The organism is Afipia clevelandensis ATCC 49720 (assembly GCF_000336555.1).
In the GTDB taxonomy this organism is placed as follows: domain Bacteria; phylum Pseudomonadota; class Alphaproteobacteria; order Rhizobiales; family Xanthobacteraceae; genus Afipia; species Afipia clevelandensis.
Genome location: NZ_KB375281.1, coordinates 4,085,054 through 4,111,481 on the forward strand (window position 1 = coordinate 4,085,054; position 26,428 = coordinate 4,111,481).

The 26,428-nt window shown below is 62.9% G+C and carries 19 protein-coding genes and 1 tRNA gene; 9 read left to right on the forward strand and 11 right to left on the reverse strand.

Going from position 1 to position 26,428, the window contains the following annotated elements; all coding sequences use genetic code 11:
* Window positions 1-208 precede the first annotated feature (208 nt).
* From HMPREF9696_RS19575 to HMPREF9696_RS19595, 5 genes are all read left to right on the forward strand, one after another.
* Window positions 209-808, forward strand: coding sequence for a histidine phosphatase family protein (locus HMPREF9696_RS19575; RefSeq protein ID WP_002714787.1), 600 nt, complete (start codon window positions 209-211; stop codon window positions 806-808).
* A gap of 116 nt (window positions 809-924) precedes the next feature.
* On the forward strand, window positions 925-2,007 hold the full coding sequence (gene aroC / locus HMPREF9696_RS19580) for a chorismate synthase (RefSeq protein ID WP_002714788.1): 1,083 nt from the start codon (window positions 925-927) through the stop codon (window positions 2,005-2,007).
* Window positions 2,008-2,144: 137 nt separating this feature from the next.
* A complete protein-coding gene (locus tag HMPREF9696_RS19585; RefSeq protein ID WP_002714789.1) occupies window positions 2,145-3,299 on the forward strand; it encodes a GNAT family N-acetyltransferase in 1,155 nt (384 codons plus the stop codon).
* Window positions 3,300-3,354: 55 nt separating this feature from the next.
* Window positions 3,355-4,548 carry an adenylate/guanylate cyclase domain-containing protein gene (locus tag HMPREF9696_RS19590; protein ID WP_002714790.1) on the forward strand — a complete coding sequence of 398 codons (1,194 nt, stop codon included), beginning with the start codon at window positions 3,355-3,357 and terminating at the stop codon, window positions 4,546-4,548.
* A gap of 77 nt (window positions 4,549-4,625) precedes the next feature.
* Complete coding sequence (locus tag HMPREF9696_RS19595) at window positions 4,626-6,386, forward strand: chloride channel protein (RefSeq protein ID WP_002714791.1); 1,761 nt, start codon at window positions 4,626-4,628, stop codon at window positions 6,384-6,386.
* A 68-nt stretch (window positions 6,387-6,454) separates the two neighbouring features.
* Here HMPREF9696_RS19595 and HMPREF9696_RS19600 read toward each other — a convergent pair whose 3' ends face one another.
* Together HMPREF9696_RS19600 and HMPREF9696_RS19605 are read right to left on the reverse strand one after the other, a co-directional pair.
* Window positions 6,455-8,146: a methyl-accepting chemotaxis protein gene (locus HMPREF9696_RS19600; RefSeq protein WP_002714792.1), complete on the reverse strand. Its 1,692-nt coding sequence runs from the start codon at window positions 8,144-8,146 to the stop codon at window positions 6,455-6,457.
* 317 nt (window positions 8,147-8,463) lie between these two features.
* A complete protein-coding gene (locus HMPREF9696_RS19605; RefSeq protein WP_002714793.1) occupies window positions 8,464-10,146 on the reverse strand; it encodes a methyl-accepting chemotaxis protein in 1,683 nt (560 codons plus the stop codon).
* Window positions 10,147-10,483: 337 nt separating this feature from the next.
* On the opposite strand from HMPREF9696_RS19605, the gene HMPREF9696_RS19610 reads away from it, so the two are divergent.
* The gene (locus HMPREF9696_RS19610; protein WP_002714794.1) at window positions 10,484-11,317 is read left to right on the forward strand and encodes a DUF1194 domain-containing protein; all 834 of its coding nucleotides are present in this window, start codon (window positions 10,484-10,486) and stop codon (window positions 11,315-11,317) included.
* 183 nt (window positions 11,318-11,500) lie between these two features.
* On the opposite strand, the gene HMPREF9696_RS19615 is transcribed toward HMPREF9696_RS19610, so the two are convergent.
* The 6 genes from HMPREF9696_RS19615 to HMPREF9696_RS19640 form a co-directional block, all read right to left on the reverse strand.
* Entirely contained in the window at window positions 11,501-12,739 is a 1,239-nt protein-coding gene (locus tag HMPREF9696_RS19615; RefSeq protein WP_002714795.1) for a class I SAM-dependent RNA methyltransferase, read from the reverse strand.
* 5 nt (window positions 12,740-12,744) lie between these two features.
* Window positions 12,745-13,476 (reverse strand): TlyA family RNA methyltransferase, encoded by a 732-nt coding sequence (locus HMPREF9696_RS19620; protein WP_002714796.1) that lies wholly within the window; start codon window positions 13,474-13,476, stop codon window positions 12,745-12,747.
* A gap of 185 nt (window positions 13,477-13,661) precedes the next feature.
* Complete coding sequence (gene dxs / locus HMPREF9696_RS19625; RefSeq protein WP_002714797.1) at window positions 13,662-15,584, reverse strand: 1-deoxy-D-xylulose-5-phosphate synthase; 1,923 nt, start codon at window positions 15,582-15,584, stop codon at window positions 13,662-13,664.
* 239 nt (window positions 15,585-15,823) lie between these two features.
* The gene (locus HMPREF9696_RS19630) at window positions 15,824-16,075 is read right to left on the reverse strand and encodes an exodeoxyribonuclease VII small subunit (protein WP_002714798.1); all 252 of its coding nucleotides are present in this window, start codon (window positions 16,073-16,075) and stop codon (window positions 15,824-15,826) included.
* Between the two features lie 106 nt (window positions 16,076-16,181).
* Window positions 16,182-17,111 carry a histone deacetylase family protein gene (locus HMPREF9696_RS19635; protein ID WP_002714799.1) on the reverse strand — a complete coding sequence of 310 codons (930 nt, stop codon included), beginning with the start codon at window positions 17,109-17,111 and terminating at the stop codon, window positions 16,182-16,184.
* Between the two features lie 138 nt (window positions 17,112-17,249).
* Window positions 17,250-18,014: a crotonase/enoyl-CoA hydratase family protein gene (locus HMPREF9696_RS19640; RefSeq protein WP_002714800.1), complete on the reverse strand. Its 765-nt coding sequence runs from the start codon at window positions 18,012-18,014 to the stop codon at window positions 17,250-17,252.
* 137 nt (window positions 18,015-18,151) lie between these two features.
* Here HMPREF9696_RS19640 and HMPREF9696_RS19645 point away from each other — a divergent pair, with 137 nt between their 5' ends.
* Window positions 18,152-19,099 (forward strand): ring-cleaving dioxygenase, encoded by a 948-nt coding sequence (locus tag HMPREF9696_RS19645; protein ID WP_002714801.1) that lies wholly within the window; start codon window positions 18,152-18,154, stop codon window positions 19,097-19,099.
* A 147-nt stretch (window positions 19,100-19,246) separates the two neighbouring features.
* Here the strand turns inward: HMPREF9696_RS19645 and HMPREF9696_RS19650 are convergent, their stop codons facing one another.
* Window positions 19,247-21,031, reverse strand: a complete 1,785-nt coding sequence (locus HMPREF9696_RS19650; RefSeq protein ID WP_002714802.1) for an acyl-CoA dehydrogenase family protein — start codon at window positions 21,029-21,031, stop codon at window positions 19,247-19,249.
* 405 nt (window positions 21,032-21,436) lie between these two features.
* Between HMPREF9696_RS19650 and HMPREF9696_RS19655 the strand changes: the two genes are divergently transcribed.
* Both HMPREF9696_RS19655 and HMPREF9696_RS21060 read left to right on the forward strand, forming a co-directional pair.
* Window positions 21,437-21,511, forward strand: a tRNA-Gln gene (locus HMPREF9696_RS19655).
* 427 nt (window positions 21,512-21,938) lie between these two features.
* A complete protein-coding gene (locus tag HMPREF9696_RS21060) occupies window positions 21,939-22,589 on the forward strand; it encodes a DCL family protein (RefSeq protein WP_002714803.1) in 651 nt (216 codons plus the stop codon).
* A gap of 7 nt (window positions 22,590-22,596) precedes the next feature.
* Here the strand turns inward: HMPREF9696_RS21060 and HMPREF9696_RS19665 are convergent, their stop codons facing one another.
* Both HMPREF9696_RS19665 and HMPREF9696_RS19670 read right to left on the reverse strand, forming a co-directional pair.
* On the reverse strand, window positions 22,597-24,771 hold the full coding sequence (locus HMPREF9696_RS19665) for a DEAD/DEAH box helicase (RefSeq protein ID WP_002714804.1): 2,175 nt from the start codon (window positions 24,769-24,771) through the stop codon (window positions 22,597-22,599).
* A gap of 3 nt (window positions 24,772-24,774) precedes the next feature.
* Window positions 24,775-26,400: a HamA C-terminal domain-containing protein gene (locus HMPREF9696_RS19670; protein WP_002714805.1), complete on the reverse strand. Its 1,626-nt coding sequence runs from the start codon at window positions 26,398-26,400 to the stop codon at window positions 24,775-24,777.
* Between the last annotated feature and the right edge of the window lie 28 nt (window positions 26,401-26,428).

The following is a 26,428-nucleotide window of genomic DNA, read 5'->3' on the forward strand; positions in this document are numbered from 1 at the left end:
CAGCTATTCCGGCGGTTTCGCCGGTTAAGGTGGAGGCTCGCCGCTTGCCGGGTTGAACGGCTGGAATGGCTGTGCCATCAGGGGATCAAACACGAGGACCATCGTGCGCGGACTTGATCCGCGCATCCATCAACTTCAAAAATGCTCTTGATGATGGATTGCCGGGTCAAGCCCGGCAACCGACACGACAAGAAAGCCGCAACGCTTGATGCCATCGCCCACCGTTTACTTCATCCGTCACGGCCAGACCGAATGGAACGCCACCGGCCGCTTTCAGGGCTCACAGGACATTCCGCTCAACGAGATCGGCAAGGAACAGGCGATCCGCTCCGGCGAACTGTTGACCGACATTCTGGCGCGCGACGCGCTCGATCCGGCCAAAGTGCCGTTCGTGTCGTCGCCGCTCGGCCGTGCGCGCAACACCATGGAGCTGTTGCGCGGTGTGTTAGGGGTGCCGCCGCACGGCTATGAACTCGATGACCGCCTGCGCGAGATCGGATACGGCCACTGGGAAGGGTCGACCTTGCCGCAGATGGAGCAGTCGCATCCGGAAGTTTTCGCAGAGCGTCAGGCCGACAAATGGGGCGTGCCGCCCCCCGGTGGCGAGAGCTATGCCTCGGTCACCATCCGCATGCGCGAGTGGTACGACTCGCTGATTCAGGACACGGTCGCGGTGTCGCATGGCGGCTCGATGCGCGCGCTGCTGGTGGCGCTCGATGTCGAGACCCCGGTCGGGGCTGCGGACCTGACGGTGGAGCAGGGCGTGGTCTATGTTTTCTGCGACGGGCAGGTGACGAAACATAGTTAATGCTTCGTTAATGCGGCACTTTAAGTGCCTGAGATTTGACCCTAAGAAGCCCGCGCGTTACGACTTCACGTCAATTTTCGCGAATAGGGGCCGTTTGGCCCGGCGGGTAATTTCTGATGTCCTTCAACACCTTCGGCCATATGTTTCGCGTCACGACCTTCGGCGAAAGCCACGGGGTCGCGCTCGGCTGCGTGGTCGATGGCTGCCCGCCGCAAATCCCGCTGACGGTTGAAGAGATTCAACTGGATCTTGATCGCCGCCGCCCCGGCCAGAGCAAATACACCACCCAGCGGCAGGAGCCCGATCAGGTCAAAATCCTTTCCGGCGTGATGGACACCGACAAGGGACAGGTCACCACCGGCACGCCGATTGCGCTGATGATCGAGAACACCGACCAGCGCTCGAAGGATTATTCCGAGATCAAGGACAAGTTTCGTCCCGGCCATGCCGACTTCACCTATGAAGCCAAATACGGCCTGCGCGATTATCGTGGCGGCGGGCGCTCCTCGGCGCGCGAGACCGCGGCGCGTGTCGCGGCTGGTGCGGTGGCGCGGAAAATTATTCCGGACGTGAAGGTACGCGGCGCGCTGGTGCAGATGGGCCCGCACAAGGTCGACCGCGCCAACTGGGACTGGGACGAGGTTGGCCGCAATCCGTTCTTCTGTCCCGACAAGGCCAAGGCTGCATTCTTCGCCGAATATCTCGACGACATCCGCAAGAGGGGATCGTCCATCGGCGCGGTGATCGAGGTTGTGGCCGAAGGCGTGCCTGCGGGTCTCGGCGCACCGATCTACGGCAAGCTCGACAGCGACCTCGCGATGGCGATGATGAGCATCAACGCGGTGAAGGGCGTCGAAATCGGCGCGGGCTTCGGCGCGGCGGAATTGCACGGCGAGGACAACGCCGACGAAATGCGCATGGGCAATAACGGTCCGGTGTTCCTGTCCAACCATGCCGGCGGCATTCTCGGCGGCATCTCCACCGGACAGCCGGTGGTGGCGCGCTTCGCCGTGAAGCCGACCTCGTCGATCCTCACCCCGCGCCGGACCATCGACAAGTCAGGCGCGGACACCGACATCCTGACCAAGGGCCGCCACGACCCTTGCGTCGGCATTCGCGCGGTGCCGGTCGGCGAAGCCATGATGGCCTGCGTGATCGCCGATCATCTGCTGCGTCATCGCGGGCAGGTCGGAAGCTGACGACAAGCACCAGATTTTTCTTTCACGCCCCATCCGGATCATGATACCGTCGCATTCTCGCCCGTTGGCGAGGACCAGCGCGCTGTTTTTGCGCGTCCGGTTTGATTGCGGCGTGAATGAATTGTCCGGCGGTGCGCATGGCGGATGCGGCACAAGACTCGTTTTCGGTAGCGGCGGTCAGCCGCGCCGAACTGTCATCCTGCGAGGTCTGGCGCACCATGTTCGCCAGCGAGCGGAAGGATCGTCGTTATTACGAGATCATCGAGGATACGCTTCGCGAGGGTTTCGATTACAGGTACTTCGCCATCCGCGACGCGAGCGGACAGATCCGGGCGGTCCAGCCGTTCTTCCTGCTCGATCAGGATGTGCTGGAAGGCATGGGATCGGAGTGGCGGCTGGTCTGGCTCATTCGCCGGCGTTATCCGCGTTTTCTCAAACTTCGGACATTGATGGTCGGCTGCACCGCCGGCGAAGGGCATCTGGCGGTGGGCGATGGCGTCTCGGTCGAAAGCGTTGCCGATGTGCTGTCGCGGGACATTGGTAAACTCGCGAAGCAACTCGGCGCCCATCTGATCGTGCTGAAGGAATTTCCTGTCGGTTATCGCGAAGCCTTCGGCTGTTTCCTGCAGCGCGGGTTCGGGCGGGCTCCGAGCATGCCGATGACCAAACTGAATATCGAGTATGAGAGTTTCGACCGCTTCATCGAAAAAGCCCTGAGCGGCAAGGCCCGCAAGAACGTGCGCCGCAATCTTCAGGCCAGCGCGGGCGAAGACATCCGCATGACCGTCACCGATGACACGGCAAATCTGGTGGACGAAATCTATCCGCTTTACCTGCAGGTCTATGAGCGGTCGAAATTCCGGTTCGAGAAGCTGACCAAAGACTATTTCCGGGAAGTCGGCACGCAGATGAAAGACAAGGTCCGCGTCTTTACCTGGCATCGCGGCAACACGCTGGTGGCCTTTAATATCTGCATGGTTCAGGGCGATCAGTTTTTCTCCGAATATGTCGGCTTCGATTACTCCGTCGCACTGAACCTGCATTTGTATTTTTGCGTGGTCCGCGACACCATCAACTGGGCGATTGCGGGCGGCTACAAATGGTTTCGCAGCAGCGGCCTGAACTACGATCCGAAACTTCACCTGCGGCACCAGCTCGATCCGGTCGATCTGTATGTGCGCCATGTCTCGCCGGTTGCGAACATGGTGCTGAAGCGGGTGCTGCCGTGGCTGTCGCCGGTGCGGTACGACGAGACGCTGAAGAAATTCCCGAACTATCGCGAGATGTGGTGAGCCGGGCGGACCGACGCGCTTGACCCAATACGTGCGCCGTCGCAAAACAGATTCCATGCAAGGCAACAGTCTTCAGGGCGTCATCGACTGGCTGACCGACGGAGCGCGGTCGGCGACGCGGGTCGACCAGTTCGTGACCCAGACCTGCGAACGGCTGGTCGATTGCGGCCTGCCGCTCTCGCGCGTCGGCGTGTTCGTTCGCACACTGCATCCCAACATGCTGGGCCGGCATTTCGTCTGGCGCGCCGATGGCAGCGTCACCATGGGCGCGATGCCTCATGGCGATCAGGACGAGGACTACTTTCTCTCCAGTCCGCTGGCCATCGTGTTCGAGCAGGGGCTGGAGGTGCGCAAGCGGCTTCTGGATACGGGCGCGGGCAATGTGCCGTTCTTCGCCGAAATGAAAGATGGAGGCGCGACCGACTATATCGCGCTTCCGCTGCTGATGTCCGATGGCACCATTCATGCGGTGAGCTGGATCACCCAGCATCCTGAGGGTTTCGCCGAGGCGCAGCTTGCCGACCTGCGCCTGGTGATGCCGTCGCTCACGCGCATGATCGAAGTCTGGCTGCTGCGGCGGACCGCGGCGGGATTGCTGAACAATTATGTCGGCGGACGGGCCGGTGCGCGAATCCTCGCCGGGCAAATCCGCCGCGGCCATACCGAGACCATGCACGCGGCGATCTGGCTGTCGGACCTGCGCGGGTTTACGCCGCTGTCGGACCGGCTGCCGCCGGAAGCCGTGGTGGAGGTGCTCAACACCTATTTCGACTGTCAGGTGCCTGCGATCCTCAATCATGGCGGCGAAGTTCTCAAGTTCATGGGCGACGGCCTGCTGGCGGTGTTTCCGATCTCCGACAAGGAGGGCGACAGCGAAACCGTCTGCCGCCGCGTGCTGGAGGCGGCGCGCGAATGCCGCAAGAGCGTTGCGGCGATGACCTATTCCCATCAGGGTGAGACGCTTGCGAACTTCAGGTTCGGGCTGGCGCTGCATATCGGCAAGGTCCTGTACGGCAATATCGGCGGCGGCGACCGGCTCGATTTTACCTGTATCGGCCCGGCGGTGAATCTGGCGGCACGCATCGAGAAGATCGCCGGACGCCTGAACCGTACCGTGCTGGCCTCCACGGCCTTCGCCAGCCAGGCCGACGCCGGATGGACCGACCTCGGGCTGTTTTCTGTCGCGGGATTTGCCGCCGCCGAGCGGGTTTATGGCCTGGCGGACGAGACCGTGACTGTGCCCGCCTAGTCGTGCCGCCAGCGGCATTGACCGCCTTGCGCAAGGGGTTAAAACGCCGGATCGAACCCGGTCCGTAAAGTTCACGCATGGCGCCCTCCGGATATTTCCTCGAAGCCCCGCAACGGTTGAGGGCTTTCGTCCGCGCGCGGGAATCCAGCCTGATCGTGATCGCGGCCCTGATCGGCGCGATGGCGGGCCTGTTCGTGGCGGCGATGAGCGCCGCGGTCGAACTGCTGCATGTGGTCCTGTTCGATATTCCGATGGGCGCGCGGCTGTCCGCGATCAATCAGGTCGATCCGCTGCGCGCCATCGTTGTGCCGACTCTGGGTGGCCTGGTGCTGGGGATCGCGCTGCTGGTGCTGCTGCGGTGGCGGCCCGGACGTGAGATCGATCCCATCGAGGCCAATGCGCTGCATGGCGGCTACATGTCGTTTCGCGGCAGCATTATCGTCGCGTTGCAGACCATCTGGTCCAGCGGCGTCGGCGGGTCGGTCGGGCTCGAGGCGGGCTATACCCAGCTTGCCAGCGGCGTGGCCTCATCCATCGGACGGGCCTTTCACCTGCGCCGCGCGGATCAGCGCATTCTCGTCGGCTGCGGCGCCTCCGCCGCTATTGCAGGCGCTTTCAGTGCGCCGCTGGCCGGCGCATTCTATGCGTTCGAGCTGGTGCTCGGCGGCTACACGCCCGCCAGTCTTGCTCCGATCGGCGTCGCGGCCGTGACGGGATACGGCGTGACGCATCTGTTTGCACCGCTGTCGCTCGGCGTCAGCATCCGGCAAATCGGCGAGGTGACCAGTCAGGATCTGGCGATTGCCGCCGTGCTTGGCCTGCTCGCTGCGCTGACGGGCATCGCCATCATGCGCGGCGTGGCGCTTTTCGATACAGCGTTGTCGAAGATACGGCTGTGGACGCCGCTGCGTCCCGCGCTTGGCGGTCTGGCAGTGGGGCTGATGGCGCTGGTGACGCCGCAGGTCCTCGCCTCCGGTCACGGCGCGTTGTACCTCAACAGCCTGATCAAGATGCCGGTCACCTTGATGCTGATGGTGTTCCTGCTCAAGGCGCTGGCTTCGATTGTCTCGCTTGGCTCCGGATTTCGCGGAGGCCTGTTTTTCGCTTCGCTGCTGCTGGGATCGCTTGGCGGCCATCTGTTCGCTGCGGGGGTTTCCGCCGTGCTGCCCGGCCTCAATCTCGATCACGGCGTCTACGCGGTGATCGGCATGAGCGCGCTGTCGGCCTCGATCATCGGCGGCCCGCTCACCATGTCGTTCATCGCGCTGGAAGCCACCGGCAATCTCTGGCTGACCACCGCGGTGCTGATCGCCGTGATCGTGTCGATGCAGGTGACGCGCGAACTGTTCGGCTATTCATTCGCGACATGGCGCTTCCACCTGCGCGGCGAAACCATTCGCAGCGCGGCGGATGTCGGCTGGATCAGGGATCTGACCGTGCGGCGCATGATGCGGACGGATGTCATCACCATCGCGGTGGACACCCCGATTGCGGCCTTACAGACCGCGTTGCCGCTGGGATCGAAAACGCAGGTGGTCGCGGTGGACGCGGAGGGGCGGTATGCCGGCATCGTCTTTGTCGCCGAAGCGCACGGCCTGAAAGACACCCAGGCCGCCAGCGTGCGCGATATCCTGCACTATGCCGATGTCACGCTGCTTCCCGAGATGGATGTGCGGCAGGCGGTGTCGGCGTTCGATACCGCCGAGGCGGAATCGCTCGCCGTGGTCAATTCCGCCGTGGATCGCCGTGTCATCGGAATCCTCACCGAAGCGCATGCCCTGCGCCGCTATGCCGAGGAATCCGACCAGCACCGGCACAGCCTGATCGGAGAGCGATAGCCGCTCGCTCTGAAACGAAAACGGCGGCCCTGGGGCCGCCGTTTCAGCTTTGCTATTGAAGCGCGGCTTCAGGCGGCGCGCACGTTGGTGAGGAATTTTTCGACCTCGATCTTGAGGCGGTTGCTGTCGGTGGACAGCATCTGCGCCGCCGAAAGCACCTGACCGGAGGCCGCCCCGGTCTCGCCCGCGCCGCGGCTGACATCGGCGATGCTGTTGGCGACCTCGCCGCTGAGGGACGCCGCCTGCTGCACGTTGCGGGAGATTTCCTGCGTCGCCGCGCCCTGTTCCTCGACGGCGGCCGCGATGGTCTGGGAGATTTCCGAGATCAGCGTGATGGTCTTGCCGATTTCCTTGATCGTGGAGACGGATTCCTGGGTCGCGGTCTGCATGCCGGCAACCTGGGCGCTGATCTCGTCGGTGGCCTTGGCGGTCTGGGCGGCGAGAGCCTTCACTTCGGATGCGACCACCGCAAAGCCGCGGCCGGCTTCGCCGGCGCGGGCGGCTTCGATGGTGGCGTTCAGCGCGAGCAGGTTGGTCTGCTCGGCCACGGCGGTGATCAGCTTGACCACATCGCCGATGCGGGCCGCGGCCTGCGACAGCTCGGAGATGCTGGTGTCGGTCTTCTGGGCCTGACGCACCGCGTCGGTGGCGATGCGGCTGGATTCCTGCACCTGGCGGCCGATCTCGCCGACAGACGAGGTGATTTCCTCGGTGGCGACGGCGACGGACTGGACGTTGCTGGATACTTCCTGCGAGGCCGAGGCGGCTTCGCCCGAGGTCCGGCCAGTGACTTCAGCGGTGGATGTCAGCGTGTTGGCGGCAGCTTCCAGTTCGGTGGAGGACGACGACAGCGAGCCGACCAGTTCGCCGATCAGCTTTTCAAAATCGCGGGTGATGGCATCGACACGCTGGCCGCGCGCGATCTTGGCTTCGGCGTCGGCTGCTGCGGCTTCATCCGCAGCCTTCTTGGCGATCAGCGCTTCCTTGAACACCTGCAGGGTGTCGGCCATGGCGCCGATTTCGGTCTTCTCGCCCTGATGCGGCACAATGGCGGCAAGGTCGCCTTCGCCGAGCGCCTTCATCGGCGTCACGATCGAGGCGATGCCGCTGGACACGTCGCGGACCAGATAGAAGCCGACAACAACGCCGATCAGGATCACCGCGACAATTGCCGCGATCACCAGCTTGAACGCGAGAGTATAGCTGTCGGTAGCGTCCTTGCCGGCGGCTTCGGCGCCCTTGTTGTTCAGCTCGACGTCCTTCTGCAGAAGCTCGTCAGCCTTGATGCCGATCGGATTGGCGTGCTTCGCATTCAACTCCTGCGCCTCGCGCGAGAACCGGCCGGCCTGCTGGCGCGAGATGGCCATTACTTCCTGCGTCGCCTTCTTGTAGCTGTCCCACAGCCCGACCCATTCCTTGTACATCGCGCGTTCTTCCGACGACGTGATCATGGGCTCGTATTTTGCCCGAATAGCCATGTTCGCTTCGACGATGCGATCAATCAGCTTTTCCTGGGCCTGCTTGTCTTCAAGTGATTCCACCAGCAAGTGCTGGCGCACCACGTTGCGATAGGTCAGGACGCCCGCACGTAGTTCGCCGAGCGCACGGACGCTGGGCAGCCAGTTGGTCTGCAGATCGGTGGCATTGGCGTTGATCGCCTGCATCTGCCGGATCGAGAACGCTCCCAGCGCCGCGATGGCGACGAGCATCAGGGCAATAACAAACGTGATTTTGGTGCGGATGGACATTCTGGAGAGCATTTTGAATCCTGGGTCTTTCTGACCGGTCTGGCTGGGGGCGAGGTGTGGAGAACTGATATCTTGGGGGGCCGATGGTTTTGGTCCGCGAGGGCCGGACCGCTTTCAGGCGGTGCGGTTGCACCGCTTCAACTTCGTTGAACGAAGTGAAATGTTCGTAAAGGCGCGGTACTTCGGTGTTGCGCTGGCCGCATGGGGCTGTGCTGAAAAAGGACAGCTCGAAAATCGTCGGCGGCCCGCGATGCCGTCGCCGCGCGCGTGAAAAAGCCGGCGGTGCTTTCGCATCGCCGGCTTGAAGAAGGTTCGCCAGACGAATCCGGTCAGGCGGCGCGGATGGTGGAGAGGAAGTTGCGGACTTCCATCTGCAGGTGGTTGCTCTCCTTGGACAGCGATTGCGCCGCGGTGAGCACCTGCGCCGACGCCGCGCCGGTCTCGCCATTGCTGCGGTCGGCTTCGGTGATGTTCTCGGCGACCCGCATGCTGAGTTCGGCGGCCTGCTGAACGTTGCGGGCGATCTCCTGCGTCGCCGCGCCCTGTTCCTCGACGGCGGCAGCGATCGTGGACGAGATTTCCGACATCAGGTTGATGGTGCTGCTGATCTCCTTGATGGTCAGCACCGAGTCGCCGGTGGCGACCTGCATGTCCGAAATCTGCGCGGTGATTTCGTCGGTGGCCTTCGCGGTCTGGGAGGCGAGGGCCTTGACCTCGGAGGCGACCACGGCGAAGCCGCGGCCGGCCTCACCGGCGCGCGCCGCCTCGATGGTGGCGTTGAGCGCCAGCAGGTTGGTCTGGTCGGCGATGGCGGTGATCAGCTTGACCACATCGCCGATGCGGTTGGCGGCCTTCGACAGTTCGGCGATGCTGGCATCGGTTTTCTCGGCTTGCTGCACGGCGACCTGGGCGACCCGGCTGGATTCCAGCACCTGGCGGCCGATTTCCTTGACCGAGGAGGTGATCTCCTCGGTGGCGGTGGCGGTTGACTGGATGCTCTCGGAAACGTCCTGCGAGGCATTCGCCGCCGCGCTGGACAACTGCCGGGTGGTGTCGGCGGCGTTGGTTAGCGTGCCGGCGGTGGCTTCCATTTCGGTCGAGGCCGACGAGAGCGAGCCGATCAGTTCGCCGATCATGCCCTCGAAGTTGCGGGTGGTCTCATCCAGCACTTCGGCGCGGCGCATTTTTACGGCAGCCTCGGCAGCGGCGGCTTCATCGGCGGCCTTCTTGGCGATCATGGCGTCCTTGAACACCTGCACGGTATCGGCGATCTGGCCGATCTCGGTGCTTTCGCCCTGATGGGGGACCTGCGTGGTCAGGTCGCCGGTGGCCAGCGCGCGCATCGGGGTCAGCACCGAGTCGATGCCGCGCGCGATATCGCGGACGATCAGCACGGCGGCGCAAAGGCCCATCAGCGCCATGACAATGAGGGCACCGAGCACGATCCGGAACGCCATTTCATAGTCGTTTTCCGCCTTCTGGCCTGAGGCCGCCGCGCCCTTGTCGTTCATGGTCACGAGTTTCGCCAGCACGGCGTCCATGCTGCGGCCGGCGATGGTGGCGCGCTTGGCGTTGACCTCGCGCGCCTGCGCGACTTCCTTCTTGCGGGCGTGGGCGATGACTTCATCCGCGGCTTCCCGGAAGGTCTTCCAGGTCGCGGAAAGCTCCTTGTACAGCGCAGCTTCCTCCGCCGAGGAAATCAGCGGCTCGTAAGCCTTGTTCGCGGTGTCGTAATCCCTGGCGCGGGCGTCGAGATTCTTCTGGATGTCCGCCATGAACTTCTCGTCCGGCTCGGTCAGATAATCGCGCAGCACCGCCCGGTAGCGCGCCGACTGGGTGCGCAGTTCGCCGAGCAGGCGCACGCTGGGCAACCAGCTTGTCTTGATGTCCTGGGCCGAGGCGTTGATCGCGCGCATCTCGATGATGGCGAACAGGCCCATGGCGGTCAGGGCCACCAGCAGAATGGAGACGAGGGCGACGAGTTTGGTCCGGATGGAGAGGCGGGAGAGCATCTAATCAGTCCTTTCGGGGTCCTTCTGACCCCGCTCAAGAAAACGCGCGACGAAACCAGACACAGGGGTCTGGCCGTCGAAAATGATTTCGACGCCTGACAGGCGCGGCGGTGTTGGCAATTTCCAGTCGGCGACCCGTTCTCATGGCGGGGCGTCCGCTCTGCAAACGTAAATAAATTCCGTGAAATGTTGGTAAATGCCTCTGGACCGGGCATGCGGCCCGAAAAAGGGCGTGAAGGCGGGTTGCTGTGCATAGGGCAGAGGCGATTTCGGGTTTCGGCTTCCCGGACCGAAGGGGCCGTGTCACCATGATGTCGTGAACGACGGGAGGTCCGCCATGCGCTGGTGTGTCTCGATCGGAGCGGTGCTTGTGGCGGGTGTGGTCGCAGGCGGCGATGTTCCCGGATTTGCCGCGCCGGCCGCGCCCTCCGTCCCCGTGGCGGCCGAGGCCAGGGTCGATGTCGAACTGATCCTGGCGGTCGATGTCTCCTACTCCATGGACATGGATGAACTGGCCCTGCAGCGGGAAGGGTATGCGCTCGCGGTCACCTCGAAGGAATTCCTGCAGGCGCTGAAGACCGGCCCGACCGGCAAGGTCGCGGTGACCTATTTCGAGTGGGCCGCTTCGACCGACCAGAAGATCATCGTGCCATGGCGGGTGATCGACGGTCCGGAATCCGCCGGTGCGCTGGCTGAGGAAATCCTGAAAGCGCCGCTGCGCCGCGCCTCGCGCACCTCGATCTCCGGCGCGATCAATTTCGCCATGCCGCTGTTCGAGGCCAACGAATATCAGGGGCTACGGCGGGTCATCGACATTTCGGGCGACGGGCCGAACAACAATGGCGAGCCAGTGACCATCGCGCGCGACGCCGCGCTGGCCAAAGGCATCACCATCAACGGCCTGCCGATCATGGCCAAGGAAACCAACTACGCCACCATGGATATCGAGAATCTCGATTTCTATTACGAGGATTGCGTGATCGGCGGCCCGGGGTCGTTCGTGGTGCCGATCAAGACAAAAGAGAAATTCAAGGAAGCGATCCGCACCAAGCTGGTGATGGAAGTTGCATACCGCGCGCCCGAGCCGCGCATCGTTCCCGCCGCGACGCGCGAGCCGCGCGTGTCATGCACCATCGGCGAGAAGATCTGGCAGGAGCGGTGGGGACGGTAATTGTTTTGATCGATTTTGAGATGACGCACGACGTCTCCGCATATTCAGTCGTCATCACCGGGCTTGACCCGGTGATCCACGTCTTGCTTGCGATCTCAAAGAGAAGTCGTGGATGGCCGGGTCAAGCCCGGCCATGACGATCTGTGGTTTGTTGAGCGTTCAATCCGCAACTACGAGCCGAGTTCACCTTCTGAACCGCGCCACCAGTTCCACGTGCGGGGTGTGGCGGAACTGATCGACCGGCGTGACACGGTCGATCCTGAATCCTGCGTCGAGCAGAATCCGTGCATCGCGCGCGAAGGTCGCCGGATTGCACGACACCGCGACGGCCAGCGCGATTTTGCTGGCGGCCAATTGCTGCGCCTGCGCCTGCGCGCCCTGACGCGGCGGATCGAACACCACGCAATCGTAGTCGCGCAGTTCCTGCGGCACCAGCGGGCGGCGGAACAGATCGCGCATCTCGGCCTTGATCGGTTTGAGGCCTTGCGTCTGTTTCACCGCATTCTGCAGCGCCGTGATGGCGCCTGCGTCGCTGTCGAACGCCGCCACCTTGAATTTTTCCGCAAGCCGAAATGCAAACGGGCCGAAGCCGCAGAACAGGTCCGCGATATGTTTGGCGCCCTTGCAGCGCTCGAACGCCAGCGCCGCGAGGGTTTCCTCGCCCAGCGCGGTCGGCTGCATGAACGAGCCGGGCGGCAGCGTGACCTGCGCCTTGCCGACCTGCACCACCGGCGGCTTGCGCATGATGACCAGTTCGCCATGGCGGGTCAGCCGCGCAAGATCATGCTTCTCGGCGAGCTTCGACAGTGCCGTCAGCAGGGCCGTGCCGAGCGGGCCGGAGCCGCGCACATCGACATCAAGACCGTTGTCTGCCGCCGTGATCTGGATATCCAGCGGCTTGCTCACCGGGCGCAGCAGTTCGGCGATCTCGTTGGCGGCTTCAATGGCACCGTGCATCTTCGGATCGAGGATCGGGCAATGATCAATGGCGATGATCTCGTGCCGTCCCGCCGCGGCGAAGCCGACGCGCAGAACATCCTGCTGGCTTTGCCGCGCATGCAGTGTCATGCGGCGGCGACCGGTGCCGTGGGCGTCGATCAGATCGTCGATCTCGCACTCGATGCCCGCGTGATGAAGCGTGTCGATCACGAGCTGACGCTTCCACGCCTGATAGGAACTCGGCTCCCAGTGCTGGATGGCGCAGCCGCCGCAGGTGCCGAAATGCGGACAGAACGGTTCGATGCGCTGCGGGCTTGGCGTGACGATCTGCGCCAGTTCGCGGCGCTCGGGATGGCCGGGCGAGGGCAGCACATCGACGCTTTCGCCGCCGAGCGCATAGGGCACATAGATGCTCGCGCCATCGGCAAGCGCAACGCCGTCGCCGAAATGGCCGACATGATCAATGGTGAGGCGTTCAGTCATTCAATCTAGCCGCGCCGCGCGCCGAGGAAGAATTCGGTGTTTCCGTCGCCGCCTGCGATGGAGGACGGAAACACCTTGATCTCGGTGCAGCCGAGGTCTTCCGCGAATGCGACGATGTCATCGCAAACGGCCTTGTGCACGGCGGCGTCGCGGATGATGCCTTTCTTCGAGTGTTTGCGGTCCGCCTCGAACTGCGGCTTGATCAGCGCCAGAAGATGCGTCGGCGCGGCGGGAATCGGCAGCACAGCAGGCAGGACCAGCTTCAGTGAAATGAAGCTGACGTCGATCACGATAATATCCGGACGGATTTCCAGCCGCTTGCCTGCGAGCGAGCGGATGTCGGTCTCTTCCATCGAGACAATTCTGGAGTTGCCCTGCAGGCTCGGATGCAACTGGCCACGCCCGACGTCGATGGCGTAGACGAGACTTGCGCCGTTGGCGAGCAGCACTTCGGTGAACCCGCCGGTCGATGCGCCGACATCGACGCAGACATGATCCTCGATGTCGATAGGATACTGCTCCAGCGCGCCGGCGAGCTTGACGCCGCCGCGCGACACCCAGGGATGCGCGGGCTCGGCCACGATCTCGGCGTCAGCGGCAAGCGGTTCAGAGACTTTCAAAACCGGCTTGCCGTTGGCGGTCACGCCGCCGGCTTCGATAGCAGCCTGCGCGCGGGCGCGGCTATCGAACAGGCCGCGCTCAACCAGCAGAACATCTGCGCGTTTGCGTGAGGTCATGTGCCACACCCTTTCACCTCTCCCCGTGGGGCAGAGGTCGACGCGCGCAGCGCGGCGGGTGAGGGGGCTCGATAACCTTGTTCAGACATCTAGAGCCCCTCACCCCAACCCTCTCCCCACAGGGGAGAGGGAGTGCATCGCATGCGGCGTGACAGCGCGTATCTGTCGTGAAGATCGGCAGGTCGCTAGGCCAGCTTCACCGTTTCGGACTTCAAATCCTTGCCCAGCGCCTCGAAAACCTTGGCGACGATGCCCTTGGCGTCGAGACCGGCCTGCGCATACATCGCCGCGGGCGAGTCATGGTCAATGAACGTGTCGGGCAACACCATGTTGCGCACCCGCAGGCCGCGATCCAGCACGCCGTGATCGGCCAGCGTCTGCAGCACATGGGTGCCGAAGCCGCCGATGGAGCCTTCCTCGATGGTGATGAGGACTTCATGCTCGCGCGCCAGCTTCAGAATCATGTCGAGATCGAGCGGCTTCATGAAGCGTGCGTCGGCGACGGTGGCCGACAGGCCGTGCGTTTCAAGTTCGTCGGCAGCCTTGAGGCATTCGCCGAGCCGCGCGCCGAACGACAGCAGCGCGACCTTGGAGCCTTCACGCATGATGCGGCCCTTGCCGATCGGCAAGGCAACGCCGACCTCGGGCATCTCGACGCCGCGGCCTTCGCCGCGCGGATAGCGCAGGGCGCTTGGCGCGTCGTCGAGTGCAACCTGCGTCGCGACCATGTGGACGAGATCGGCTTCATCCGCCGCCGCCATGATGACGAAACCGGGCAGGCAGCCGAGATAGGCGTTGTCGAAAGAACCGGCATGGGTCGGGCCATCCTGGCCGACGAGGCCGGCGCGGTCGATGGCGAAACGCACCGGCAGGCGCTGGATTGCCACGTCATGCACGACCTGATCGTAGCCGCGCTGCAGGAAGGTCGAATAGATCGCGCAGAACGGCTTGAAGCCTTCGGTGGCAAGACCTGCCGCGAAGGTCACCGCATGCTGCTCGGCGATGCCGACATCGAAGGTGCGTTCCGGAAAGACCTTCTCGAACAGGTCGACGCCGGTGCCGCCGGGCATCGCCGCGGTGATGGCGACGATCTTGTCGTCCTTCTGCGCTTCCTTGATCAGGCTCTGGCCGAACACGGCGGTATAGGACGGCGCGTTGGATTTCGCTTTCGCCTGCGCGCCGGTGGCGACATCGAATTTCGCGACCGCATGATACTTGTCCGCCGACGCTTCGGCAGGCGCGTAGCCTTTGCCCTTCTGCGTCACGACATGGATCAGCACCGGGCCGTTGCCGGCATCGCGGACATTGGTCAGCACCGGCAGGAGATGATCGAGGTTGTGGCCGTCGATCGGACCGACATAGAAGAAGCCGAGTTCCTCGAACAGGGTGCCGCCGGTGACCATGCCGCGCGCATATTCCTCGGCGCGCAGCGCGCGGTCCTCGAAGAATTTCGGCAGCTTGTGCGCCAGATTTTTCAATGCTTCTCGGGCCGAGCCATAAGTCTGGCTCGACAGCAGGCGGGCGAGATAAGCCGACATCGCACCGACCGGTGGCGCGATCGACATGTCGTTGTCGTTGAGAATGACGATCAGGCGCGAATGCATCGCACCGGCATTGTTCATGGCTTCATAGGCCATGCCGGCGGACATCGAGCCGTCGCCGATGACGGCGATGACGTTGTTCTTCTTGCCGGTGAGGTCGCGCGCCACGGCCATGCCGAGGCCGGCCGAAATCGAGGTCGAGGAGTGGGCCGCGCCGAACGGATCGTATTCGCTCTCGGCGCGCTTGGTGAAGCCGGAGAGGCCGCCGCCGGTGCGCAGCGTGCGGATGCGGTCGCGGCGGCCGGTCAGAATCTTGTGCGGATAGGCCTGATGGCCGACGTCCCAGATGATGCGGTCGTCCGGGGTGTTGAACACATAGTGGAGCGCGGTGGTCAGTTCGACCACGCCGAGACCCGCGCCGAAATGGCCGCCGGTCACCGACACGGTGTCGATGGTCTCAAGCCGCAATTCGTCGGCGAACTGGCGCAGTTGCTCGGGCTTGAGCTTGCGCAGCAGGTCCGGCGTCGGCGCAGCGTCGAGGAGTGGAGTCTTGCTCGAATGTGACACTTGAAATGATCCGCAATGATTTGGGGGCGTCCGGCCCGGCAAGTCAAAAAATGCCCGGAAAGGTCCGAAACGGACCCGTGACTTATACCAATTCCAAAACCATGCCAATCCGTTAGGCAGGCGCGAAAAGTCTCACTTTTCGGGCATCCGGCGGCTGGAACCGGGCAACAAGGCCGATCCGGCGCTGGCGTGGCTACCTGCGCGGTGACGACGACCGAATTGTGCTCGGAACAGTTGACCTACTGAACGTCCAGCGGTTCGGTGCCCGCCGCCTGACCGGATGCGTCGGTGGTGATCTTGTCGACGCGTGCTTCGGCCTGACGCAGCAATTCCTCGCAACGGCGCTTGAGACTCTCGCCGCGCTCATAGATCGCGACCGACTCTTCCAGCGGCACCTTGCCGTCCTCGAGCCGCTTCACGATCGACTCCAGTTCCTCGATCGCGTGCTCGAAGCTCAGTTTCTTGACATCCGCGTGGGACGTATCGGCCATGGTCGTTGTCCGTTGTCGTGATCGGAAGCCCGCGGAATCTAGGAACGATTTGCGGGCGTAATGTGGCGCAATGTAGCGCGATTCATTGCGGTGGGGAAAGCCGATCTCAGTTGTTCATCAGCGCCGCGACATGCACGGCGACGGAATCGCGCAGACCCTGCAGATCGTAGCCGCCTTCGAGCACCGACACGATGCGGCCCTCGGCGGACTTGTCGGCAATCTCCATCAGCTTGCGCGTGACCCATGCGAAATCTTCCTCGCGCAGTTCGAGGCTGCCGAGCGGATCGCGCCAGTGCGCGTCGAACCCGGCGGAAATCACGATCAGCTCCGGCGCAAACGCCTCGAGCCGCGGCAGGATGGCGAGATCGAACGCTTCGCGGAATTCGCGTCCGCCGTTACCGGGGCGCAGCGGCGCGTTGACCACGGTGTCCTGATCGCCGCGCTCCTGCGTGGCGCCGGTGCCGGGAAACAGCGGCATCTGATGGGTGGACGCATACATCACAGTGGGGTCGGCCCAGAAAATTTCCTGGCTGCCGTTGCCGTGATGCACATCGAAATCGACCACGCAGGCGCGTTCGATGCCGTATTTGCGTTGCGCGTAGCGCGCGGCGATAGCGGCGCTGTCGAAGAAACAGAAGCCCATCGGCTTTGAGGTTTCGGCGTGATGGCCGGGGGGGCGGGTGCCGACGAACGCATTGGTGCGCTTGTTCTTCATCACGGCATCGACGGCGGCCACCGCGCCGCCGGTGGCGCGCAATGCGGCTTCCCATGTGCCCGGTGACATCGAGGTGTCGCCGTCGAGATAGACCATGCCGTCCTTCGGCGCGATGTGACGCAGCTCATCGATATATTCGTTGCTGTGGCAAAGCGCGACCACATCGAGATCCGCTTCCGGCGCTTCGACGCGGACAAGATTCGTGAACGGTTCCGCCGACAGGCCCTGCTCGATGGCGCGCAGCCGATCCGGGCGCTCCGGATGACCGGGCGCGGTCAGATGATTGAGGCCAGCGGCGGTGTGGTAGTAAAGGGTCGGCATGGACCGTTGTCTTTCTTCTGGTGCCGAAGCAATTTTCCTCGCAAGTCACCCATCATAACGTGCGATGCCCGGGTTTGTCCCGGGCATCTAGGCTTGACTTTGAGATTAGGTGAAGACCGGAAAGCGCCGATAAAGGGCTCAGGCCTTCTTCTTGCGGGAAAAGAAGGCCGCGAAGGCGTTCCGCGCTTCATCCGATTTCAGCCGCTCGCCGAAATGATGCGATTCCTCGTCCATCCGGCGCAGCACGTCTTCCCGCGCAGGTTTCAGCAGCTTGCGGGTCAGCGCCACGGCGTCTTTCGGCAGCGAGGCGATTTCGCGCGCCACCTTGCGTGCCTCGACCTCGGTGTGCCCGGGCGCGACGATGACGTTGACGAAGCCGGCTTCGCGGGCCTCGTCCGCTGTCACGGTGCGGCCCATCACCAGCATCGAGAAGGCGCGCTGATGTCCCATCACGCGCGGCGCAAGCAGGCTGGAGGCGGCTTCCGGCACAAGGCCGAGATGAATGAACGGCGTCGAGAACGTCGCCGTGGTCGAGGCGAGAACGTAGTCGCAATGAAACAGCATGGTGGTGCCGACGCCGACGGCAATGCCGTCCACGGCACCGATCAGCGGCTTCTCGTTATAGGCGAGGGCTTTCAGAAACTGTGTCGCCGCCATCGGGCGCGCGTCGTCGCTGTTGGAGGTATTGGCCCGCGCGAAATCCTCGAGGTCGTTGCCTGCGGTGAACACGCCGGAGCCGCCGGAGATCACGATGCTGCGGATATCGGGATCGGACTGCGCGGATTTGATCGCCTCCGCCATCGACGTATACATGCCCTGGGTCAGTGCATTCTTCTTGTCGGGGCGCCGCATGGTGATGGTGCGGGTGTTGTCCTCGTCGGTGATGATGATGTGGTCGGTCATGGTCGTTTCCCCGGAAGTGTGAAGGCGCTGCAGCATCGGAGATGGCTGGCGCCACCTGCTCGTTCATCCTACATCATGCCAAGAACGGCAATCCTGGCCAGCCGGTTTCCGGCGCAATTTCACAAAGGGACGCTGCCATGCAACTGACCGGCATTCATCACCTGACGGCGATTTCGGCCCATGCGAAGGGAAATCTGGCGTTTTACACCGGCGTGCTGGGCATGCGGCTGGTGAAAAAGACCGTCAATCAGGACGATGTCAGCGCCTACCACCTGTTCTATGCGGACGGGAAGGCCAACCCGGGCACCGACCTGACCTTCTTTGACTGGCCAGCAGCGCGGGAACATCGCGGGACCCGCAGCGTCTCGCGTACGGGCCTGCGGGTCAACGGCGAGAAAGCGCTGGCCTTCTGGCAGCAGCGGCTGATCCAGCTCGGCGTGCATGTCGGCAAGGTGACGGAGGTCGATGGCCGCATGACGCTTCCGTTCGAGGACCCGGAAGGCCAGCGGCTGGTGCTGGTCGATGACGGCGGGCGCGGCGAGGCGCATCCGTGGGAGAAAAGCCCGGTGCCGGCGGAGCATCAGATCCGTGGCCTCGGCCCGATCGTGCTCAACGTTCCGGAACTGGCGCGCACGGCGCGGCTCCTGACCGATGTGCTGAACATGAAGCGCGTGCGCGACTATGCGTCGCCCGACGGCGAGCATCGCATCGAGGTGTTCTCGATGGGTGAGGGCGGTCCTGCCGCTGAATTGCATGTGCTGGAGCAGAAGGATTTGCCCGCGGCGCGGCAGGGCGCGGGCGGAGTGCACCATGTCGCGCTGCGCACGCCGAACGAAGAACAGTATCACGCCTGGACGGCGCGGCTGTCCGAGTTCGGCATTCATTCCAGCGGCGAGATCGACCGCTTCTACTTCCGCAGTCTCTATTTCCGTGAGCCGAACGGAATCCTGTTCGAGATTGCGACCGACGGGCCGGGCTTCGCCACCGATGAGCCGATGGACAAGCTTGGCGAGAAACTGTCGCTGCCGCCGTTCCTCGAACATCGCCGCAGGGAAATCGAAGCGGGGCTGAAGCCGCTGGTGTGAGTCCTTCTTTCCCTCTCCCCTTGTGGGAGAGGGTGCCCGAACGAAGTAAGGGCGGGTGAGGGGTCATCGTGAGCTATCCTTCACCCGGCTCAGTTTCGCTCCGCTCAACCTCGCCACCCTCTCCCACAAGGGGAGAGGGGAAGAAAATTACCCGGCCAGCACCACATCCGCGCCGGTGGTCGCGGTCGCGGCGTCCATGATGGTGCGCTCGAATGCGCCGGACTGCACCGTGACGTTCTCCGCAAAGAACCGCGCCAGCGCGACATAACGCTGCACGTCGTTCTGATGCGTCTCGTCGGTGCGCGCGGCGAGCGCTTCCTTGGCCAGCGAGCAGCCGCCGAGCGTGGTCGAAAACAGCCGCAGATAAGGTGTCGCGCCGGCCAGCGCTTCGGCGGGCGAGGTCGCGATCTTTTCCAAGAGCCACTTGCTCGAGCGCTCGACCGAGTCGACCGCCTCGCGCAGCTTGGCGCCGGTGGTGCCGAAGGCCGGATCATTCGAGGCTTCGACCTTCGCGACGATGTCTTTCAGTTCGGCGAGCAGATCCCACACCGCTTCGCCGCCGGACATCTGCAGCTTGCGCATCAGAAGGTCGTTGGCCTGCACGCCGTTGGTGCCTTCATAGATGGTGAGGATGCGCGCATCGCGGACGTACTGCGCCGCGCCGGTTTCTTCCATGAAGCCCATGCCGCCATGCACCTGCACGCCGATGGCCGCGACTTCATTGCCGATGTCGGTGGAGAACGCCTTCGCCATCGGCGTCAACAATGCGCCGCGTGTGGCTGCTTTCTCGCGCACCTTCGGATCGGTGGCGCGGTGCGACACGTCGATCGCCACAGCGGTCGCGTAGCAGATCGTGCGCGCCGCCGCCGTCATGCCGCGCATCAGCATCAGGTTCCGCTTCACATCCGGATACATGATGATCGGATCGGAGCCGGTATTCTGGCTGCCGAGCGCCTTGCCCTGCTTGCGCTCCTGCGCGTAGGCCAGCGCGCGCTGATAGGCGCGGTCCGCGAGGCCGACGCCCTGCAGGCCGACACCGAGACGCGCCTGATTCATCATGGTGAACATGGCGGCCATGCCGCCGTTCTCCTTGCCGACCAGATACGCGATGGTGCCGCCCTTGTCGCCCATGGTCATGGTGCAGGTCGGCGAGGCGTGGATGCCGAGCTTGTGCTCGACGCCGCTGGCATAAATATCGTTGCGCGCGCCGAGCGAGCCGTCGGCATTGACCAGATACTTCGGTGCCAGGAACAGCGTGATGCCCTTCGAGCCCGGAGGCGAGCCGGGCAGGCGCGCCAGAATGAAATGAACGATGTTGTCGCTCATGTCATGGTCGCCATAGGTGATGAAGATTTTCGAGCCAAATAGACGGTAAGTGCCATCGGGCTGCTTTTCCGCGCGGGTGCGCAGCGCTCCGACATCGGTACCGGCCTGTGGTTCGGTGAGCTGCATGGTGCCGGGCCATTCGCCGGAAATCAGCTTCTCGAGATAGATGTCCTTCAGCTCCTTGCTGCCATGGGCATCGAGCGCGTCAATCGCGCTCAGTGTCAGCAGCGGGCAGAGGCCGAATGCGAGATTCGAGGCGCTCCAGATTTCGTTCACCGCGGAATGCACGGCGAGCGGCAGGCCCTGACCGCCAAAATCTTCCGATCCCGACACGGCATTCCAGCCGCCTTCGCACCAGCGCTTGTAGGCATCGGGCCAGCCCGGCGCGGTGATGACACCCTTGTCGGTGAGCTTGATGCCGGCGCGGTCGCCGGGCTGATTGAGCGGCTCGAGCACGTCAGTCGCGAACTTGCCGGCTTCCTCGATCACGGAGGCGGAGAACTCCGGATCGTAGCCATTATAATGTCCTGCCTCCACGGCGGCCAGAAGGCCGGCGCCATGGTTGAGAGAGAGGAGCATGTCGTTGAGCGGCGCGCGGTAGGTCATGATCGGGGTCTCGCTGTTTCGTGCGGAACGTCAGGCGGGTCGCGCGGCAGTCGCAACGGCCCCATCGGCCGGACGGCGGCGATCCACGCAAGGTATTGGTCGGTATCCAGTTTTCCTCTGGCCGGCGGCTCTTGTCACAGGCTGCCTGACCTCGCTCTGTCTTCCCACGAAAACCGGCTGTCCTCAACTCCCGCTGTGGCGGGAAAGCGGTGGCGGCAGATATGCCACGGAAGCCGTCAAGCAGCGGCGAGCGGGGCTGGCGCAGCCTGGAAAAGCGGGTTTCCCCCTTGCTGCAAATGCTCTAAGACCTGCCGGTCAGGCGACTCGGGACGGCAGCGCGCTGTTCCGGCAGGGAATACACAGGCAATTTACAGTTGTTCCCGGCGCGATCGCCCGTTGCGCTGTTGGGGCGTAGCCAAGCGGTAAGGCAGGGGATTTTGATTCCCCCATTCGGAGGTTCGATCCCTCCCGCCCCAGCCAGCCAGTCCCGATGCGAGAGACTCTTCCTCTTGAGTGTCAGAAAGGCCCGCCAACAGCGGGCTTTTTCTTATAGGCGAGTGTGCGTGGAGACGATATTCGCACCAATTCTGCCGAAAATTGCCGAAAGTCTCCGCCTACCTATTAGGAAATTCCCGTTTTCGAGAGACTTGCCCCAGAGACCGAAGAAACAAACCACTGCGCGGTGGGGGCGTCAGTGACGGGCGCTTCGGAGCGCGTATTTATGAACCTGGCTTCCATTTTGCGGAAGGAGAAACAGCGCGAGGCATTCCCGCAACCGCACAGGATAACGGCCGCCTTATCTATCGGCATGTGCCTTTGCTATGCCTAGCGAAACGAATGGGAGCAACCGGGTCTCGCCGTACCGGCGCTCTGGTCAATGCGCATGGGTCGAACTAAGATCGCGCCTATGGCGGCCAAACCTCTCGACATCGGCGATTTGAGTTTCGCGCGGAAGGGCGATGCGCAAGAGCATTTCCGCCAGATCCTCCGTCGGCACGATCCCGGCGTGGCACTTTCCGAGCCAGATGCGACCCAGGTCTACTGGCTGCTTGAGCGGCATCCAGAAGCGGCGGTCAAAATCGGAGCAGGCGTAAAGGAATTCAGTACGCGCAGCGCGATGTTCGACACCCGATGCTTTGAAATCCGCCGCATCGATGGCAGCACGACTGATTTCTCCGTCAAGCCCTGCCTTGACGGCAAGGCGCCGTCGGCCTTTGCGGAGACTTTGCGCGCCATGCGCACTGAAGTGTTCGAAGACATCAAGCAGATGAAATGGGAGTTCTTCCGCGCCTCCACCCATCCTGATGGCAAAGCGCCCTGTGCCTTGACCGGCCGGCTGTTGTCGCTGGAGGAAGCGATGATCGATCATGCGCCGCCAAAAACGTTCAAGGCGCTGGCAGAGCGGTTCCTCGATGAGAATAAAATTGTTCCGAGCGAAGCTCTGCTCACACCCGCAAAGGACAATCAATATACTCCGCACCTTGCTGATAGCGACCATGCCGAGAAATGGCGGCAATTCTATCGCGCGAACGCAAACCCACGGATCGTGGCGCGTTAATTGGCGGTTAGCCCGCCGACACCGGCCCGCCCGGGCGTGCCTGCGGGTAGAGCGTTTGCCGGACGTCGTGAAGAATATCGTTCTCGAATGGCGACAATTCGGCGTTCTGCAGTTCGATCCGCCCAAGACGGTGCAGGACCTCGTCGAGCGACGATGCAGGCAGCAAAAACCCCTGAAGCCGCTGCGCGGTTTGTAGTGGAATTCCGTATTCGTCGAGCGCAAAGAGGATCGAAGGCATGAATAAATTTTCAGCCTGCTCGGCGAAAAAGGCGTAGTTGCCTGTATGCAACCTTGCGCCGCCCAGCACATCGCGCTGAAGCGCGTCGATCGCCATGAGATCGCGCGGAAAGCGCTGGCAAATCACATTGCGCACGAGACGCAAGGCGGTTTCGACCGCATCGCTTGGCGAGTCGCCGGGGTACCGGCGTGCCACACAGGTCTTGACGTAGGCGCTGAGATCGTCGCCCATCCGGAGCGCGTTGAGATGCCATGCGAGCTGCGCGCCCGAATTGATGCGGTATTCCTGAAGCGCGCGCTTATTGAGAAAGCGGAAGATGAGATCGCATGCGGTTTCGAGCTGGGGGCCGGTCGGCGGTTGGGTCCAGCCGAGCAGGGGTTGAATCTCCGGCAGCCGTGCGCGGATTTCGCTGGCAATTGCCTCCTGCACTTCCCATGGGACGTGGCGATTGGCGCGCAGCGTGACCGGGCTTAGCGAACTCCTCGCGAAAAGATCCTCGACCCGGTGTTTCGAGAGCGGTTGGAGGTCGTCGGCCGGCAAATCCAGGAGCAGACTCATGGGCGTGTCGGCGCTTTGCACTCCAAGCGGAAACTCCACGGTGAAAGACTGATCGTCCGGCGGTGCTTCGAGCACGAAGACGCGCCCCACGAAATACTCGTTCATCCGGCCGGCGCGGCCTTCGATATTCTTGTACGTAAAATGCTCTAACACGTCGCGGCTTTTTCGGCGATCATACACAATGACGTTTTTGGCGACCGTGTTCACGCCTTCGATGATGGTCGAGGTACACACGAGAAAAGGAATTTTTCGGTTGTTAAACAGACGAATGAAATATTGCTGCAAGGCGCGGGGCACGCCGCCGTGATGGATGCCGATGCCATGCTGGAGCGCGTGCGCAACGATCCAGTCCGGATCATATTTCTCGGCGATCCAGTGAACCGCGGCCGCCGCCGCGTCATGGGGCGCGAGCCCGCCCCGTTCGATCAGCAGTTTGGCGACCTGGCTCGCGCTGCCGGGAGACTGGCAGTAAATGATCGTGGGTCCGTCGAGCATCTTGCAAAGCTCAAGCAGGCCAACATCGCGCGCGTCGCCGTGCGTGGGCAAGTTAAGATTGACGACATCGACCGCCACGGTCGAGAACTCGGACGGGATGAAGTGGTGCTCGTAGCGGTCGAGGCCTTTAATCGCCTGGATGTTGGGCCCGAGCAGATAAAACTGCGCGCCGGTCTTGGCGAGCTTGTGAAAGGCAAGGTTGAGGTCGACGGCGCGGTCGGACTTTTTTTCAGTCGCAAGGTTCATCTTGTAGAATTCGTCGATGACGAAGAACTGCGTGTCCGCTAGGTCCTCGCGGCTGAGGACCCGTTCTTGCGTCAGCACATAGACCGTAATCCGGTCGGCCCGCGCGTTTTGGCTGGGATGCGTGATGATGGCGCAGCGCTCCCCAAACCGGCGCAACAGGCGGCGGCGGGTTTCGTCGATGAGGGCCAGGGTTGGCACGACAATGACAATTTTGCGGAATTTCTCGGAAGCCACGATCTCGTCGATGACGAGGCTCTTGCCGGAACTGGTCGAGGCGCTGAGCACGACATTGGCGCCGCGCAAGAGCTGATGGTAGATGCGCGCCTGAAGGCTGTGAAAAACAATCGCGCTGTCAGCATTGTCCGGCCGGTGCAGCTCGAAGGCGAGTTGGTCGGCGACATCCGCCGCCGCGATAGTTTCAGAGAGATACGGGAAGAGGCCGACATTCCTCACCAGGCTCATCAGGACCACACGCTGGGATTTATCGAAACGGTCAAGGACGGCCAGTGCGCGGATGACGAGATCGCGGCCTTCATGGTGGGTATGCGTATTGTTCACGTGCTGCGCGATCCCTCGCAAGATACCAACACGCTGGTCCGGTGGGATGGGCTCCTGAAGTGCGTTGCGGAGTTCGCCGTAATCCATTCGCTAGCCGCCCATCAGGGCTGTGAATTGCCCGGTCAAGGTGACCACGCATTCGATCGGCACTAAGAAGATGTGCACCTTCACGTTTTGGAGGGTGGATGGCAGGCGCGGCTTCAGCGCGGCGTAGGACGCCTGCACCTCGGCGACCAGACGCGTGCGATAGTCCCTGGCGTAGCCCCCGCCCAAAACCGTGCTGTCATAGGCGATCAAAATCGGAATGCATAAGGCCTCCACTAGGTCGTCGATCGGCGCGTTGCGCGCGAGCGCGGCTTCCAGGCTGGTCGGCATCAGATGCAAGGGCTCGCGCAAGGCAAGAATGGTTTCCCGCTCCTCCTTCAGGAAATCAGGATCTAGCACGTGTTCGAGATCCGCTAGCGTGGCTTTGAGAATCGCCTCATGACTATCGGCGGTCGCGATGGTGGCGCGCCCAAGCCAGAGTTCGTCGCCCCTCAGAGCATGGACGATATGGGCGGAGCCGAAACTGCGCATGCCCGTTGCAGATTGATAGAAAAGTTTGCAAGCGATGGGTTCGCTGCCAAAGCTCTGGCGGATGACGACATGGAGCAGTGTTTCGCCGACGAGTTGCTGATCGGAGACAGCTCGTTGGCGCTTGATGGCGCTGACGGCGTCCCGAGTCTTTCGCCGCAGTTGGAGATGCTGTACGGATGCAAGGTCGCTCGCCTTCAAGGCTATCTCCGGGAGCCAATCGACGAGATGATCGGCCAACTGCTGCGAACGCCAGCGCTCGTTTTCAAAGCGCACGTCGTAGCTTGAGAGCGCGCGACGCAGTGAGTCTTCAGACATGTGGTGAAGATCTGCAAAGAACGCGTCGGTCTTGGCGCGATAGGGTTTCGAGGTGCGCTGCTGCGCGGCTTCAGTGTTGGCAAGGTGCTCCGTCCACCAAGCGATGGTGGTACTCCGAGTAAGCACCTTCTTCTCCGGGTCACTGACGCGCGAGGCGGTCGCAGCGTCGTCAACGATGCGCAAGAGGTCCTGATAGATTTGGTCTACATGCGAAGCGGTGGGATTTCCGCCAAAGCGTTCCGCAAGAACGCTGATTTTTTTGTGGTTCAAGGCGATCAATGCGGTGACGTCACCGGTCACTTGCCAGACGGTCTGCTCGGCCCAATAGACAAGGTCGTTTCCAAGCGGCGAAACTGTCTTGAGTTGCTTGGTAAGCTTCTTGCCCAACTCGGCTACGGGCTCGCGACGGAAGCGCGCGCCGCGTTCAAGCTTCAGGCAAGCGAGCGATTTGTTCACGTCGCGGCGCGATACGATCCGAAAGCGCGCGTTGGGCCCATAACGATCGCATAAGAGCGATTTCTCGACCAAGGAGGTTGGTTTCTTGGGTGGACTGCGTGTGGTGACCTCGTCCTTCGTCCATTTGCGATCACCCTCGGTCGTTTTGACCTGGACGTATTCCGGATATTCGGTCTCACCGGTCTGCCAGAAGAGGAAGATGTCGTCGGCGGTCTCGCATTCGACTTTGGCGAGACGCGGATCGTCGATCATGGCCAAGAGGAAGAATGCGGCGACATGATCCTGATATTTGAACCCCCGACGCGCCGCGACGCCGCCCGCATCGGAGGCGGGCGTATCGATAGTGCCGGTGAGATCGGTCACGCTCATGAGGTCAGCTCAAAGGATCACCGATTAC

What these genes read in the sequence shown, in the direction of transcription:
- HMPREF9696_RS19575 (WP_002714787.1), top strand. Translation starts at nt 209, where the DNA reads ATGCCATCGCCCACCGTTTACTTCATCCGTCACGGCCAGACCGAATGG.
- aroC (WP_002714788.1), top strand. Translation starts at nt 925, where the DNA reads ATGTCCTTCAACACCTTCGGCCATATGTTTCGCGTCACGACCTTCGGC.
- HMPREF9696_RS19585 (WP_002714789.1), top strand. Translation starts at nt 2,145, where the DNA reads ATGGCGGATGCGGCACAAGACTCGTTTTCGGTAGCGGCGGTCAGCCGC.
- HMPREF9696_RS19590 (WP_002714790.1), top strand. Translation starts at nt 3,355, where the DNA reads ATGCAAGGCAACAGTCTTCAGGGCGTCATCGACTGGCTGACCGACGGA.
- HMPREF9696_RS19595 (WP_002714791.1), top strand. Translation starts at nt 4,626, where the DNA reads ATGGCGCCCTCCGGATATTTCCTCGAAGCCCCGCAACGGTTGAGGGCT.
- HMPREF9696_RS19600 (WP_002714792.1), bottom strand. Translation starts at nt 8,146, where the DNA reads ATGCTCTCCAGAATGTCCATCCGCACCAAAATCACGTTTGTTATTGCC.
- HMPREF9696_RS19605 (WP_002714793.1), bottom strand. Translation starts at nt 10,146, where the DNA reads ATGCTCTCCCGCCTCTCCATCCGGACCAAACTCGTCGCCCTCGTCTCC.
- HMPREF9696_RS19610 (WP_002714794.1), top strand. Translation starts at nt 10,484, where the DNA reads ATGCGCTGGTGTGTCTCGATCGGAGCGGTGCTTGTGGCGGGTGTGGTC.
- HMPREF9696_RS19615 (WP_002714795.1), bottom strand. Translation starts at nt 12,739, where the DNA reads ATGACTGAACGCCTCACCATTGATCATGTCGGCCATTTCGGCGACGGC.
- HMPREF9696_RS19620 (WP_002714796.1), bottom strand. Translation starts at nt 13,476, where the DNA reads ATGACCTCACGCAAACGCGCAGATGTTCTGCTGGTTGAGCGCGGCCTG.
- HMPREF9696_RS19630 (WP_002714798.1), bottom strand. Translation starts at nt 16,075, where the DNA reads ATGGCCGATACGTCCCACGCGGATGTCAAGAAACTGAGCTTCGAGCAC.
- HMPREF9696_RS19635 (WP_002714799.1), bottom strand. Translation starts at nt 17,111, where the DNA reads ATGCCGACCCTTTACTACCACACCGCCGCTGGCCTCAATCATCTGACC.
- HMPREF9696_RS19640 (WP_002714800.1), bottom strand. Translation starts at nt 18,014, where the DNA reads ATGACCGACCACATCATCATCACCGACGAGGACAACACCCGCACCATC.
- HMPREF9696_RS19645 (WP_002714801.1), top strand. Translation starts at nt 18,152, where the DNA reads ATGCAACTGACCGGCATTCATCACCTGACGGCGATTTCGGCCCATGCG.
- HMPREF9696_RS19650 (WP_002714802.1), bottom strand. Translation starts at nt 21,031, where the DNA reads ATGACCTACCGCGCGCCGCTCAACGACATGCTCCTCTCTCTCAACCAT.
- HMPREF9696_RS21060 (WP_002714803.1), top strand. Translation starts at nt 21,939, where the DNA reads ATGGCGGCCAAACCTCTCGACATCGGCGATTTGAGTTTCGCGCGGAAG.
- HMPREF9696_RS19665 (WP_002714804.1), bottom strand. Translation starts at nt 24,771, where the DNA reads ATGGATTACGGCGAACTCCGCAACGCACTTCAGGAGCCCATCCCACCG.
- HMPREF9696_RS19670 (WP_002714805.1), bottom strand. Translation starts at nt 26,400, where the DNA reads ATGAGCGTGACCGATCTCACCGGCACTATCGATACGCCCGCCTCCGAT.